Below are 13,486 nucleotides of genomic sequence, written 5' to 3' on the forward strand. Positions count from 1 at the left end.
CGCAAGGGCCGGATCAGCACAAGGATTAAGCGTTCGCAATAGAAAGAATGTTTCCACCCTGAGCATGGATGCTCTGAATGGTGCGGGACAGGGAGGCGTAGCTCACCACCGAGCGCTGGGCAGAGCGACGCACGGCACCAAGCTGAACGCGGGAGGTCCAGAGGATGGTGAAGCGGTTGCCGCCGCCAACCACTTTTCTGGTGCCCGCTGCCGTGGGGTTCGAGTTGGAGGCCAGGCTCACCTGCAGCACAGAGCCTTGATCGGCATCGAAGCCAGCGAAGCCAGGATCCATGGCCTGGTTGCGCTGGTAGGCCACGGTGCTTTCGCCGTCGACGCTCGTTTGGGTACGGGCGTAGGGAACCGAGTCGATCCCGAAGTTGTTCAGATACTCGTCGCTGTAGGTGTAGCTGGCGATTTCGGCTTCGAAACCTTCGTCGGCCAGGCGACGCACGTGCTCACTGATTTCAGCCTGATCCCGGGGAGGACGACCCAGCAGGTGCTTGAAGTTCAGTTCAACGAAGCGATAAGGGTTGTTCGTCTCAAGGAACAGCCGCCGGTAGCTCTCCGACTGAGCCAGTGCTGTGACCAGACCCTGAACAGTGAGGTCGCCGTTGATGAAGAGAGCTTCGATGGAGGGCTGAACGTCCAGCTCCATCAGGTGCCGGTTCCCGAAGACCTGCCGGTACACGGCACGGATGATGTCTTCAGCGTGGCTGCGATCTTGGTTGGCGGGTGTGGCCAGGGTGGCAGTGGTCATGGGTTGAGGGGGAGGTGCGTCGAAAGGGGCCGGCATCGAAGTGAGGGTGATGGGGCCCCTTGAGGGAGGGTGGTGGTGTGAAGCGGGTCGCGATGACCCGCGCGATCACATCACTTCGGTGATGGAGACGATCCGGCCGCCGCGGGCGTGGATGTACTTCATCTGGCTGCTCATGTCCTTGCCGGAGACGAGGTAGCTCGCATTCGGCGTGCGCTGGCGTCCGCCGCGGGGCTGAGCCTGAACCACGATGCGGAAGCGCTTCGTGGTTGCAGAGGGAGATCCAGCCACTGCGCCATTCCGGTTGGTCCGGCTCGTGGTGGTTCTCCAGCCACTGGGGACGGAGTTGGTGGCCATGGAGGTCACCAGGGATGCGCTGTTGAGCACGGCATCGCTGGCTGCGAAACCTTCAGCCAGCGAGAGGTGACGGTTGAAGGCCACCTGTGCCCGTCCTTCTTCGGTGAGGATGCGCATGTAAGGCACCGTGTCTTCACCAAAGGTGTTCTGGTATTCGGCGCTGTCGAGGTAGCTGTTGATCTCTGCCTCGTAGCCGTCGTTGGCCAGGATCTGGATGTGCTCACTCAGTTCGGCCTGAGACTTGGGTGCCCGGCCCAGGAAGTGCTTGAAGTTGAGCTCAACGAAGCGGTACGGGGCGTTGGTTTCGAAGAAACGGCGGCTGTACTCAGGGGAGAGCGCGATCGCTCGCACCAGTTCTCTTGTGCTGAGATAGCCCTCTGCATAACGGCTTTCAGCGGCCATTGCACGCTCCGACTCCATCAGGTGGGGGTTGCCCATCACCTGGCGGTAGGTGGCACGAATCAGACCATTGATCTGATCGGCGCTGTCACCTGGGCAGCGTTGGAACACTTCCTGCTCCCGCTGTCCCAGGCCAAAACCGACGTAGGCGTCGTTGCGGATCGGGGTGGAATCTCCACCATCGCTGCTGGTGCGCTTCTTGGCAGCGAATTGCGCATTGCTGCCCATGCCGCTGGGTTGCGCGCCGCCGGTGAAGCTGGCTCCAGAGGGTAGCTGGATGTAGGCCGTGGTGTTGCGTGCCAAGCCATTGGCAAGCTGGCTGCTGCTGCCGATGGCGCTGTCGCTGATGGCGAAGCCTCGCTCGAGCGTCGCCATGCGGGCGAAGCTGTTGTTGGGGATGCCAGCAGCGGACGTGAAGGAGCGGGTGTAAGGCACCACGTCGTCACCAAACACTTCGGCGTATTCAGCGCCATCGACGATGAAATCGATCACGGCCTCGTGGCCACCGCTCGCCAGCAGTGAAATGTGCGCCGACATCTCGGCCTGATCCACGGGAGGACGGCCCAGCAGGTGCTTCAGGTTCAGTTCGATGCCGCGCTGAGGGGCTACACCCTCGAAAAAGCGGGCTTTGTAGAAGGAGGTTTTGGCCAGGCCGCGAACGAAATCGCGGGTGGTGAGCTCGCCATTGCCGTAACGGGCTTCCAGCTCAGCGGAACGCTCGTTGTCCATCACGTGGGCGTTGCCATACACCTGGCGGTACGCAGCACTGATGGCTGTGGCCAGGGCGGCGGAGTCGTCCGGTGCGTAGCGCTGGGCGGTGACGCCATGGGGGCAATCCTCATGATTGCGGGGCCCGATGGCGATCTTCATTGAAGCGCAGGATTGGCGGAGGAATTCGCCGTTGCTCAGGGCTGCTTTTGCGGATGCGTTGCGGGTCCGGCTGAAGGAGACGGGAGCATCGTTGAGGGAGGCGGCGCCGAAGCCTTGTGAGGCAGACATGGTGGGAGGCGGGTGAGGGGAGAAAAGGTGTTGCGGAGTGAGTTCGAATCAGAGGCGGAGATGCGGGGTCATGCGCGAACTCCCGGGCAGCCGCCCTGCTGATCGATCAAGGAACTCAGTTCACAGGCGTGATGCTGGCGATCTTGCCGCCTTCGGCATGGATGCGCTTGAACTGCTCGGAGAGCTTGTCGAAGGGCACGAAGTACACCCGGTTGGAGCGGGTGTAGCGGGAGATCCGGCGCACGTTGTTGGCGCTGTAACCAGTGACTTCCACCCGGTAGGTCTTGCCTTGTTCGCCGGCACCCACGCCATGGCGGGTGGGGGCATCCTGCAGGTTTTTGGAGGGACGGAAGCTCCAGCCGGTGGCTTCTGTGGAGGAGGGGGGCACCACCGCCATCGGGCGGTTCTGGTATGCGTTACCGCCGAGCTTGCTGCTGATCCCGGAAAGATCGCCTTTCAGGCTGCTGCTGCTGTTGCCACGAAGCAGCTGGAAGCTCCAGGTGAACTCCTGCAGGGTGGTGCAGGATTCGGTCTTCCAGCCCCGCTGGAATGGAACAGTCCACTCGCCGTAGGTGTCCTGGTAGTCGGCGCTGTCGATGAAGCTGTCGATGTCGGCTTCGTAGCCGTGGCTGTCGAGCCGTTCGGCGTGAGCACGCATCTCATCGAAGTCCACGGGGGCGCGTCCCAGCAGGTGACGGAAGGCCAGCTCGATGTAGCGGTATCGGGAGCAGGCGTCGAAGAAGCGATCGCGGTACAGCTCGCTCTTGGCGATGCGGCGCACCAGCTCTCTCACGCTGATTTCGCCCAGCTTGAACTGGGACTCAGCCACGAGCTGACGCTCGCTCTCCATCACATAGGCATTGCCCAGCACCTGCTTGTAAACGGCGCGGATGATTTGTTCCTTCTTGGCGTCGTCATCACCAGGGATGAGTTCCAGAGGAGCTTCGCTCTCTTGCGAGAAACGCTCGACCCCGAGCAGAGAGGCAGGACCGAAGGGCATGGACAACATGACGTGTGCGTCACGCCATGGTCATTCAGAAGTGGTGGCCTGGAGCGGGTTCTTTATAAAGCTCAATCAAATGTGTCCGAATGTTGCGTGACATGACGATTCGGCCCCCGGTATTCGGGTGGTGGATCGGCGTAATCCGCTTCAGGACAGGGATTCGAGGCTGTCGCGTGTGGTGCTCCGCGTCAGGGGATTCCAGCAGTCGAGTTCTTCGAAGGGGCGGGCCAAGAGCGCATCACGCTGCCCACTGAGCCCTGTGGTGAGGGAGAAATCGGCTCCTTTGATCGATTCCGCGCTTTCCAGCCCTGCTTCGGAGAGGTCGGCGCCGCGAAAATCGGCGAAGTCCAGCTGGCACGTGCCAAAGCGGGTTCCCCGGCACATGGCACCCCGCAGGATCGCGTGACGAAGATCCGATCCCACCAGACGAACATTGTCGAGCAGGGCACCACTCAGGTCAGCTCCGCTGAGATAGGCCCCCATCAGCACGGCACCGCGCAGATCCATGCCCCGCAGGTCGGTGCTGTTCAAGAACACACCACTCAGCCTTGCTTTGGGGCCGACGGCTCCGCTGCTGAGCAGATCAAAGCCCTCCGGAACACGGGTGCTGTCGTCGTAGCGCGCCAGCCGCAGGTCGGCTCCCTCCAGCTGACAGCTGGAGAGGTCGGCGCCCCTGAGATCGGCTCGACAGAGATTGGCGCCACGCAGGTCGCCCTTTTCAATAGTCACTCCCCTCCAATCGGCCCCCCGAGCATCAACCGCGCCATCCAGTGACCCTGAGGCCAGGGTCTGTTCCGGCGGCTGCCAGGTGTCCAGGTTCAGGGGGTTGGAAAGCGCCGTCAAGGAAGTCAGCTGCGAAGCATCGAGAAGGCGATGGTAAGGACCACACGGCCCAGCTCGAATCCGCCGACAACCGCCAGGCCCAGCCAGAGCTTGAGGGCGAAGGCAGGAGGTTGGCCATTGACCCAGGCCGACGACATCTCCAGCTGCTGCATCTGAGCGGCCTGGTCGCTGGGAGCTCGATCCTGCAAGGCATCGCGCCAGTCGGCCCCGTAGCGCGGGAATTGCTGGTAAATCGGGGTCTCGCCCAGGGATCGACCCGGCAACACCCGCGAGCGTTGCTGAGGAACCAGGTCGTAGCCGAAGCTTTCCATGTATTCAGGGCTGTCGAGCACTGCGTCGACAAAGGCTGTGAAGCCCTTTTCGCCGATCACGATCGACCAGGCGCGGCGTTCGGCGTCGCCATGGGTCGGGCGGCCGAGCACCCGTCCCACCACCTGATCCACCATCCGGTAGTTGGAGCTGCACTGGTAGTAGCCCTGCTGGAAGCGTTCCGAGAGCAGCAGGCCTCGGATGAAATCCCGCACCGTGATGTTGCCGCTGCGGAGTTGTGATTCCAGGAATGGTTCGCGATCACTGCGCATCGCATGGAAGAAGACCTGGCTGTAGGCCTGTTCGATCACGGCATCCATGTCGCTGCGGCTGGTGTCGTCACCTGCAGCAGAGGAGGGATAGAGCTGGCTCTGAACGGTGCTGTTGTCTCCGGCGAGATTGCTCACCCGACCGTTCTGCGTGCTGAGCGGGTACCCAAGGAGCGGGATGGCCATGGCGTGCGCCGTGAGTAGAAATACTTGCCGGAAATCTTCCCTTGAAGAAACTGTTTTCAGGCCGGCCGCTTATCAGCTCTTAACTGCAGTTTTGTTGAGCTGATCGCTCAGGTGTTGGAAGCAGTCGCTGATCAGCTGTCGGTCGTTCGATCGCGAGACCCCTTCCAGCGCATGCTTTTTGAGCTGAATGAGGGCGATGTTCATCCCCTCGATGGGCACGTTCATTCGTCTGTACAGCTCTCTCAGGGCGGCCATGCCGCTCGGGTTTGTAAAGCAGCTCTGGTTGCAGGCCACCGCGTAGATGACCACGCGTAGAAAGTTCCAGCAGTCCCGCCAGCAGGCCTCTGCCCTGTCCTGCGGGTGAAGAGCTCCGCCCAGTTGCACCAGATGCGGTTGGGTTGCAAGCAGCTGTGCCCGTGCCTGGTTCACCAGCTGATCCGATTGTTGGATCAGGCTGCCGGGGAGAGACTGATCAATGCCGGAGGCCTGGCAGATCGTCGTCAGCTCCTCACTCGTGAGCTGGCGTTGGGCTTGATCAGCACGCTCAAGAATGCTGCGCGTGGCATGCGGCAAATCTTGGTTGAGGCTCAGCCCTTGAACCTGGGCGGTCTGCACCAGGGTCTTGAAGTCGGTGTTTTGAAGGTTCAAGTGTTAATGCTGGCCACCGGTGTTGCGATTAGCCACCCGTGGCGTTCCAGGTAAAAAGCCCAAACCAGGTCGTCCCCCAGGCCAGGACAACGGCTGATGGCTGCTTCCGTAAGTTCAGTTGGTACACCCAACTGCGTTAACAGCCAGCCGACGGCGTCTGGGCTTGAGGCCGTCGCTGTACGGATGGCAGATCCCACCACCCAGGTCAGGCGAGTGTCCTTGAGGTCTCCATTGCTTTCTTCGCAAGCCAGCAGAAGGTTGGCCGCCGTGGTGTGTTGATCAAATGTCTCCTGCCAGAGCGCGATGTTTTCATCACGGAGATTTATCCGAAAACAACCGTCCCCCACCGGTAGATCCAGCTCACCGCTGCTGCCGGCCTGGTTCTGCAGGGTGGCAATTCTCGGATCTGCCAGTGCGCTCATCGAGAAACGCCCATCAACTCGAATGTAACCAGTGTCCAGGAATTTCCTCGACCCAGTCAGCGGTTCGTGGGAATCGACATGGATCGGCTGTCATCCCCCAGGGCTCCTGTCAGGAGTGGGTGTTGGATGGCGCCTCTGAGGATTTCTTTTTCAGCACACCGGTGATGGTGGCCAGAGCAAACATGGCCAGCAGAGCCAAGCCCAGGGTGAGGCTGGCGCCTTGAGCGGCACCAGCTCCAACAGCCACGAGGATCGAATCGCTAATCAGCACGCTGATCAGCAGTGCCGGAGCGAATAGACGCCAGTGGGTGCGGCTGATCCCGATCGCATAGCTGAGGAAATCAAACAGCCCGGTCATCAGCAGGCCTGTCATCAAGAAGAAGTTGCCCTCCAGCTGGTTCTTGCTGAAGCCATCGATGCGTTTCATCGCGCTGGCCCCCACCAGACGGCTCACCGGTCCGCGTCCCCAGCGGCGGGCAATGAAGAAGGCCGCGCTGCAGAACACCAGGTCCGAAAGGATGATCGTGAGGTAGCCCGCTTTGAAGCCAAGCAGCGAGCCGGCCAGAAGGGAATACACCGAACTGGGCAGCGCCGGCAGGATGATGCTCACCCCCCGCAGCAGGAACAGGCCGAGCGGGGCCCAGATGCCCATGTCATTCACGGCGCTTTGCAGCGGTGCGATGCCGTATCGCTGCAGATAAACGACGGCAACAATGAAGATGGCGATCCAGGCGCTGATCTTCAGCCCCGTCTTCAGCCTGGACATCTCTTCAACCGCTCGAAAGCCCTGGGGAATTTAGGCCAGTCGTGGCTTTTCCCAGGGCCGTGGACACGAAGCTCAGCATCGATACCATCAGCGAAATTTCTCAACACGAGGCCAGCCCGGTGACCACCACCTCCCCGCGCACCGCGTTCGAGCAACAGCTATGCACCCACCTTCTCAGCCTCAGTGAAGTGGTGGAAACGCTGGCGGATCGCTTGATGGAGCTGGAGACGCGGTTGGCCGCTGTTGAGGGCCAGCAACAGGAGGATGCGGAAATCGCCGCGGTCAGCGATGACGCCGGCGAATTGCTCCTGGCCAGCGAAGAGAAGGTGCGGATGCTTCGGGATCGTCTAAGCCCAGGCGAGGTGGTGGAGCTTCACCCTGATTCCCACGCCGAAGAAGCGTCAGCAGAGCACGATCACGACAGCCCAGAAGCTCCTGGAATGGAGATGGATGACGACCGAGTCGAGGATGAGGCCTTCAGTGATGAGACCCACAGCGATGACACGGAATATGTGGATGATCCCCAGATCGATCTGCTCTCCGCCTGATCAGGCCAGTTCCAGCAACCTGATCCGGAAGGCAGCCACCTGGCGTGCCATGTCTGGGGAACTGATCAGGAAGGGGTGATCAGCCATCGCCTCGAGCACGGCTTCGAGGTGCTCTTCCTGGCTGAGTTCAGCCTTGTTGCTGCTTCGCAGTTGCTTCCAGGTGCGGTCAAACACCATGGCAAAGCTGTCTGCGTTGTCGAAAACGCGATCTGTGCCTGCATCTGGGGAGATGAATGACACGGCAGTTTTGGCATCAATGTGATGCCAGGACCCAGATTTGAACTGGGGACACGGCGATTTTCAGTCGCCTGCTCTACCAACTGAGCTATCCCGGCGCGCCGCCGAAGCGACTCCGGAATCTTAAATCACCGCCTGCGCTCCTTTGCGGGGGTTCGTCCCAGGCAGATCAATCCAGCCACGTGGTGGTCAGCAGCTTCAAGGGCCTGACGGGCAGCCAATGCGGTGGACCCGGTCGTGAGGATGTCATCCACGAGCCAGACCGAGCTGTGGGCTCCTTGTTTGTCCATGGGGAAGGCCCGGAACGCCCCGATCAGGTTGGTTTGGCGTTGGCGTCTGTTCAGATGGTGTTGGCTCAACCCGGCACGGGTGCGGTGCAGTAGCTCTGCCGTCGGCCGGCCCAATCCCAGGGCAATGCGCTGCGGCAGGGGGTTGGATCGTTGCCGCTTCCAGCTTGGAATCGGCACCAGCACGGCTGTTGTAGGCAGGGTGAAGCGCTCAGACAGCAGCTGAACCAAGGCCGCAAGCGCTTTGCCTTGGCGCGGTTGACGCAGCTTCAGCAGCAGCTGGCGCAAATTGCCTGCCTAAGGCCCGAGAGCGCACCACGGCAAGGGCAGCAAGCCCTTGAGCCCCTGACAAGGGAGAGCAAGGGCATCGAGGCAGGTGGTGCAGGGAGCCGTCGGCGGCAGCGGACTGTCCCAAGGTCCATCGCAGATCGGGCAGCGGGGCTCGATCAGAAGGGTTTGGGCAAATGCCAGGAGTGCGCGATGCACAGCAGGTCGGTCGCTGCAACGAGCGTTCCACTGTTGGGCTGAATCGCTCCGAGATCAGGCGCCTTCTTTGGGCATCGCCCGCAGCATGGCCACCAAGGTGCGGTGAGCGTCTTCGCTGTCGGTGAGGGTGTGATCAAAGGCAATGCTGATGCTGGCGCCATCCACCTCCAGTTCCATGGTTTCTGCTTTCACAGACACCATGCGCGCTGCAGCGGGATTGCTGACGCCGCCGTAGTGCTTGGCATAGGCGAGCACCGCTTCGGCATGGTCGTCATTCATGTGTTTGCAGATCCGTGTGCTGACGGCATCAGTGAGGGGGTCTGCAGGCATTGGGATCAAACAGGTGAGTGCAATCTTTGCAGTGATCGGCTCAAGCGAAGCGCTCGATCAACAAAAGGCCGAGGCGAATGCCGCTGAAGCCCACGTACCCGGCCAGAACGACGAAAAGGCCGATGGCCAGACCATCGCGGAGCTTGGTGGGCATGGGGGTGGGGCGTGATGCCGGAATTCTCACCCGACCAGGGCCTGTTGGGCCAGTCGCGCTACCCCTGCAGCAGGGGGAGTTTGGCAACTCGTTACGGCGCAGCCGAGGCGGCGTTCCCGCAGCCGTCGCCATTGGGGATTGCGCGCTCCACCACCGATGCTGATGATCCGCCTGGGTGCAGCAGCACCCAGCTCGTTCAGGCGCTGCCAACCCTGCGCTTCGATCTCGGCGAGACCTTCCAGCAGTCCATGCAGATACAGGGCATCGCTCACCGGCCGTGGTTCAAGCACCGGCAGCATCTCTGGATCATCAACAGGGAAACGTTCCCCCGGGGCGGGAAGCGGCCGCAGGCGGAGTCCGCTGTCGGTGTTCGGGTTGATCTGGCGGCTCAGTTCGCTGAGTTGGTCGTCGCTGTAAAAACGCCGCAGCACACCGGCCCCTGCATTGGAGGCGCCTCCACAGAGCCATCGTCCGCCCACGCGATGGCTGGTGACGCCCGGGGCGTGCAGGGGCGTCTCGGTGAAGCACTTCATCACCAGGGTGGTTCCCAGCACGGTGATCCCATCTCCGGGACCGGGATCGGCGGCGAGAACTGCGGCATTGGAATCCGTTGTGCCGGCAACGACGATCAGATCGTTCTCCAGGCCCAAGGCCTTCGCCTGCTCCGGTGCGATCGTCCCGAGAATGCTGCCGCTGGGACGGATTTCAGGCAGTGCCTGCCGCCAGGACTGTTCGGCAAAACGGGCTGGCCAGCTGTTGGTGATCAGATCCCAACCCAGACGCAGGTTGTTGCCTTCTTCTCCCCAGCGCCAATCGTTCAGCAGCCATCCGCTGATCCAGTCGGCCTGATGCCGCAGCAGGATCGCCTCGCCATGGCAGTTGAGGAGCCGCAAGGCCCGGGCCAGGCTGCCGCTGCAGCTGGCGGCTGGACTACCGGGATCCACCAAAGGCTGCAGGGCTGACTGCAGCTCAGGGCAGCTCTGGGAATAGGCCAGTGCTTCCCCCAGTGGGGAACCATCGTGATCACAGGCCAGCAGCGTGCCGGAGGTGCCATCCACGGCGAGTGCTTGCAGCTGGGATCGCAGCTGGGCTGGGATTGCCCTGATCAGATTTCCACAGCCTTCGCGCCAGCTGTGGGGGTTGGCGAAGTCTCCGCCGTAGGCCTGGGATCGGCTGTCGAGAACCGCGCCGTTAGCGGCAACAACGGTTGTGCGGATTCCGCTGGTGCCCAGATCGATTCCGAGCACCAGCGGTGAATCCGTCATGGCTTCAGGCCGCGGCGACCTGCTTCAGCTCCTGGCTTTTCGCTGTCACGTCTTCCCAGGGGGCGTTGAGGTCGTTGCGCCCGAAATGGCCGTAAGCCGCAGTGTCCTGATAGAAACGGCCGCCCCGTTGCTGGGGAAGGTTGCGCAAACCGAAGGTCTCGATGATGGCGCCGGGGCGCAGATCGAAGTGTTCCTGCACCAAGGCGGTGAGGGCATCGTTGGCCAGTGCGCTGGTGCCGAAGGATTCCACCAGGATCGACACGGGCTTGGCCACGCCGATGGCGTAGCTCAACTGCACTTCGGCCCGTTCGGCGAGCCCCGCGGCCACAAGGCACTTGGCCACGTAGCGCGCGGCGTAGGCGGCCGAACGGTCCACTTTGGTGGGGTCCTTGCCGGAGAAAGCACCACCGCCGTGGCGGGCATAGCCGCCGTAGGTGTCCACGATGATCTTGCGGCCGGTGAGACCGGCATCGCCCTGAGGGCCGCCCACCACGAACTTGCCGGTGGGGTTCACCAGATACTTGGTGGCCTCACGGGAGGGCTTGAGGGCCAGATCGGCGGTCGCCGGCTCCACCACATGGGTCCAGAGGTCTTCGGTGATGCGCTCGCGGATGCCCTGCTCATCACTGATCCCGTCCACTTCAGCGGTGTGCTGGGTGGAGATCAGGATCGTGTCGATCGAGACGGGCTTGTCGTTTTCGTAGACGACGCTCACCTGGGTTTTGCCATCGGGAAGCAGGTAACCCAGGGTTCCGTTGTGGCGCACTTCGGCCAGGCGGCGCGACAGCCTGTGGGCCAGGCTGATCGGCAATGGCATCAGCTCGGGCGTCTCGTTGCAGGCGTAGCCGAACATGATTCCCTGGTCGCCGGCACCCACCAGATCCAGGGGATCACCGGCGTGGTCGTCGGCCTCGTTTACGCCCTGGGCGATGTCGGGAGACTGTTGGTCGAGGGCCACAAGCACCGCACAGCTGTTGGCATCGAAGCCACCGGCCCGGGCGCCGCTGTAACCGATCTCCTTGATCACGTTGCGCACCAGGTGAATGAAATCCACCTGCGCCTTGGAGGTCACCTCACCGGTGATCATGCAGAGGCCGGTGTTCACAACGGTCTCGCAGGCCACGCGGCTGGCGGGATCCTGTGCCAGCAGAGCGTCAAGAACGGCGTCGCTCACCTGGTCGCAGATCTTGTCGGGATGCCCTTCGGTGACGGACTCGGACGTAAAGACGTAACGGCTCATTCGGCGCTCCAGATCGCGCGACTTTACGCGCCTGTGCTGAGGGCGAGGTCGGTCCAGCTGTGGAGCAGATGCTGGGCTGACGGCAGTTCCGGAGCACGCTTCCAGCCACCGGTGAAGCCAATCACGCCGCCGATACCGGCCTCGAGGGCCATCTGGAGGTCGGTCTCCGCATCGCCAACCAACGCACACCGTTGGGGTGACAGTCCAAGCCTGTTGCAGAGCTCCAGAACGGCCTGTGGATCGGGTTTGCGCGGATGGTCATCAGCACTCCAGATTCCGGCAATGCCTGCGCCGAACTGATGGTGGGCCAGGAAGTCTTCAATGCCGGAATGGGTGTCGTTGCTGATCACAGCTGCGGTGACGCCCTGCTGGTGCAGGTTCCGCAGCAGTTGCCCAGCCCCGTTGATCAACGGGCTTGGGGTGGTGTCGATCAGGCCCTCCTGGTCAACCGCGTCGAAGCAGGTGTGGGCCAGGGAGAGAGCCTGGGGCCATGAGCAGCCCATCAGGCAGAACACCGTTGCAGTCGAGGCGATGTTGTCCTGCCTGGAGGCAACCGCCAGGGTTCCGCCGGGATCGAGCATTCCTTGATCAACACCAAACGCTCTGCGCAAGGTGTGGCTCAGCTCAGAGGGGTTCAGCGCAGGGGCTTGTTCCTGAGCAACCTTGACGGCTTTCTTGATGCGTGCGTCTGCTAAGGCCAGCAGATGCGGCTCGCTATGGGAAAGGGTGCCGTCCTTATCGAACAGCACCCCTTGGAAATTGCCGATGGGATGTCCCTTCAGCAGCAGTTGGGCCATCAGGCTCAGATCATCATGGAGCTGATCGGATCTTCGCCTTCTTCGGCCTGCTCCATCAGCATCTGCTTGTAGCGAGCAGCCATTTCCTCGGCCTTCTCGAACACCTTCTGGGGGTCGGTGAGCATGTCGCCGGGTTCGGGCTCGAGAGCCTTCGTGGACAACGAAATCCGGCCGCGCTCGGCATCCAGATCGATGATCATCACTTTCATCTGATCATTAACGTTCAGCACCGAGTGGGGGGTCTCGATGTGCTCGTGGCTGATCTCGGAAATGTGCAGCAGACCGCTGACACCACCGATGTCGATGAAGGCGCCGTAGGGCTTGATGCCGCGGACGGTACCAACCACAACTTCGCCCACTTCCAGGCGATTCATCTTCCGCTCCACCAGGGCGCGGCGGTGGCTGAGCACCAGGCGGTTGCGCTCTTCGTCTACCTCGAGGAACTTCAGAGGCAGGAAGTCGGCAACCAGTTCTTCCTTCGGCTTGCGGGTGCTGATGTGGGATCCGGGGATGAAGCCCCGCAGACCTTCCACGCGCACCAAGGCACCACCACGGTTGGTGGCAAACACTTCGGAGTAGATGGTGGCGTCTTCCTTCTGGAGCTGGCGAACCCGCTCCCATGCCCGCTGGTATTCGATCCGACGGATCGACAGCGCCAGCTGACCATCTTCATTCTCCTCACTCATGATGAAGAACTCACGGATCTCACCGGGCTGGAGCACGTCGCTCAGACCCTCGACCCGGTTGATCGACACCTCTTGCAGAGGCATGAAGGCAGCCGTCTTGGCGCCGATGTCGATCATGGCGCCCTTCGATTCCAGGGCGAAGACCGTGCCGTTGACGATGTCGCCAGGCTTGAAGTTGTAGTCGTACTTGCTGAGGAGAGCCGCGAACTCATCCAGGGTGAATCCGGCGTCGTCCAGGCTGCGGCTGGCGGCGCGGCTGGTTGGATCATCCGCAGTGGGGACGTCTTCAGGAATGCTCAGATCCTCACCCTCAAACGCCTGTTCGGCGGCGGCGGTTTCTGCAAAGGATTCTGTGGCGTTCGCGTCCTGAACCTGATCCTGGATCTGATCTTCTGTCGGAGTCGCAGACATGGGGGGCTGGCGGTCTACCTCAGGTGGGTAGTTCGAAAAAATCGCATGGAACGCCCGCCGACGTTTCACGGAGAACTAGTGAGTTTACAG

Annotated in this window: 17 protein-coding genes and 1 tRNA gene; 1 reads left to right on the forward strand and 17 read right to left on the reverse strand. The window is 61.9% G+C overall.

The features are described 5' to 3' along the window. Window positions 1-25: 25 nt before the first annotated feature. The 8 genes from DXY02_RS00690 to DXY02_RS00725 form a co-directional block, all read right to left on the reverse strand. Window positions 26-757, reverse strand: coding sequence for a phycobilisome rod-core linker polypeptide (locus DXY02_RS00690; RefSeq protein WP_114987373.1), 732 nt, complete (start codon window positions 755-757; stop codon window positions 26-28). A 105-nt stretch (window positions 758-862) separates the two neighbouring features. Then, the gene (locus DXY02_RS00695) at window positions 863-2,509 is read right to left on the reverse strand and encodes a phycobilisome rod-core linker polypeptide (protein WP_114987375.1); all 1,647 of its coding nucleotides are present in this window, start codon (window positions 2,507-2,509) and stop codon (window positions 863-865) included. Between the two features lie 115 nt (window positions 2,510-2,624). Next, the gene (locus DXY02_RS00700; protein WP_114987441.1) at window positions 2,625-3,509 is read right to left on the reverse strand and encodes a phycobilisome linker polypeptide; all 885 of its coding nucleotides are present in this window, start codon (window positions 3,507-3,509) and stop codon (window positions 2,625-2,627) included. 150 nt (window positions 3,510-3,659) lie between these two features. After that, entirely contained in the window at window positions 3,660-4,355 is a 696-nt protein-coding gene (locus DXY02_RS00705; protein WP_244276089.1) for a pentapeptide repeat-containing protein, read from the reverse strand. A 5-nt stretch (window positions 4,356-4,360) separates the two neighbouring features. Then, window positions 4,361-5,119, reverse strand: coding sequence for a phycobilisome rod-core linker polypeptide (locus tag DXY02_RS00710; RefSeq protein WP_114987377.1), 759 nt, complete (start codon window positions 5,117-5,119; stop codon window positions 4,361-4,363). A gap of 72 nt (window positions 5,120-5,191) precedes the next feature. Next, window positions 5,192-5,767, reverse strand: a complete 576-nt coding sequence (locus DXY02_RS00715; RefSeq protein ID WP_114987379.1) for a phycobilisome polypeptide — start codon at window positions 5,765-5,767, stop codon at window positions 5,192-5,194. After that, window positions 5,764-6,189: a hypothetical protein gene (locus DXY02_RS00720; RefSeq protein WP_114987381.1), complete on the reverse strand. Its 426-nt coding sequence runs from the start codon at window positions 6,187-6,189 to the stop codon at window positions 5,764-5,766. The genes DXY02_RS00715 and DXY02_RS00720 overlap by 4 nt, the downstream gene beginning before the upstream one ends. A gap of 109 nt (window positions 6,190-6,298) precedes the next feature. Next, the gene (locus tag DXY02_RS00725) at window positions 6,299-6,955 is read right to left on the reverse strand and encodes a TVP38/TMEM64 family protein (RefSeq protein ID WP_114987383.1); all 657 of its coding nucleotides are present in this window, start codon (window positions 6,953-6,955) and stop codon (window positions 6,299-6,301) included. A gap of 119 nt (window positions 6,956-7,074) precedes the next feature. Between DXY02_RS00725 and DXY02_RS00730 the strand changes: the two genes are divergently transcribed. After that, window positions 7,075-7,503 carry a hypothetical protein gene (locus tag DXY02_RS00730; protein WP_244276090.1) on the forward strand — a complete coding sequence of 143 codons (429 nt, stop codon included), beginning with the start codon at window positions 7,075-7,077 and terminating at the stop codon, window positions 7,501-7,503. Here the strand turns inward: DXY02_RS00730 and DXY02_RS00735 are convergent, their stop codons facing one another. The 9 genes from DXY02_RS00735 to DXY02_RS00770 form a co-directional block, all read right to left on the reverse strand. After that, entirely contained in the window at window positions 7,504-7,743 is a 240-nt protein-coding gene (locus tag DXY02_RS00735; RefSeq protein WP_114987387.1) for a hypothetical protein, read from the reverse strand. It lies immediately after the preceding gene. A 22-nt stretch (window positions 7,744-7,765) separates the two neighbouring features. Further along, window positions 7,766-7,838 (reverse strand) — tRNA-Phe (locus DXY02_RS00740). 30 nt (window positions 7,839-7,868) lie between these two features. Next, window positions 7,869-8,315 carry a ComF family protein gene (locus DXY02_RS00745; protein ID WP_114987389.1) on the reverse strand — a complete coding sequence of 149 codons (447 nt, stop codon included), beginning with the start codon at window positions 8,313-8,315 and terminating at the stop codon, window positions 7,869-7,871. Window positions 8,316-8,324: 9 nt separating this feature from the next. After that, window positions 8,325-8,513 (reverse strand): hypothetical protein, encoded by a 189-nt coding sequence (locus tag DXY02_RS12055; RefSeq protein WP_137024342.1) that lies wholly within the window; start codon window positions 8,511-8,513, stop codon window positions 8,325-8,327. Between the two features lie 54 nt (window positions 8,514-8,567). Then, window positions 8,568-8,843, reverse strand: a complete 276-nt coding sequence (locus tag DXY02_RS00750) for a DUF2470 domain-containing protein (RefSeq protein WP_114987391.1) — start codon at window positions 8,841-8,843, stop codon at window positions 8,568-8,570. Between the two features lie 180 nt (window positions 8,844-9,023). Next, window positions 9,024-10,262: an FGGY-family carbohydrate kinase gene (locus DXY02_RS00755; RefSeq protein ID WP_114987393.1), complete on the reverse strand. Its 1,239-nt coding sequence runs from the start codon at window positions 10,260-10,262 to the stop codon at window positions 9,024-9,026. A 4-nt stretch (window positions 10,263-10,266) separates the two neighbouring features. Further along, on the reverse strand, window positions 10,267-11,502 hold the full coding sequence (gene metK / locus DXY02_RS00760) for a methionine adenosyltransferase (RefSeq protein ID WP_114987395.1): 1,236 nt from the start codon (window positions 11,500-11,502) through the stop codon (window positions 10,267-10,269). Between the two features lie 23 nt (window positions 11,503-11,525). After that, window positions 11,526-12,299: an HAD family hydrolase gene (locus tag DXY02_RS00765; RefSeq protein WP_114987397.1), complete on the reverse strand. Its 774-nt coding sequence runs from the start codon at window positions 12,297-12,299 to the stop codon at window positions 11,526-11,528. Window positions 12,300-12,304: 5 nt separating this feature from the next. Then, the gene (locus DXY02_RS00770; protein ID WP_114987399.1) at window positions 12,305-13,396 is read right to left on the reverse strand and encodes a 30S ribosomal protein S1; all 1,092 of its coding nucleotides are present in this window, start codon (window positions 13,394-13,396) and stop codon (window positions 12,305-12,307) included. Window positions 13,397-13,486: the final 90 nt, after the last annotated feature.

The organism is Synechococcus sp. N19 (assembly GCF_900474045.1).
Taxonomy (GTDB): Bacteria; Cyanobacteriota; Cyanobacteriia; order PCC-6307; family Cyanobiaceae; genus Parasynechococcus.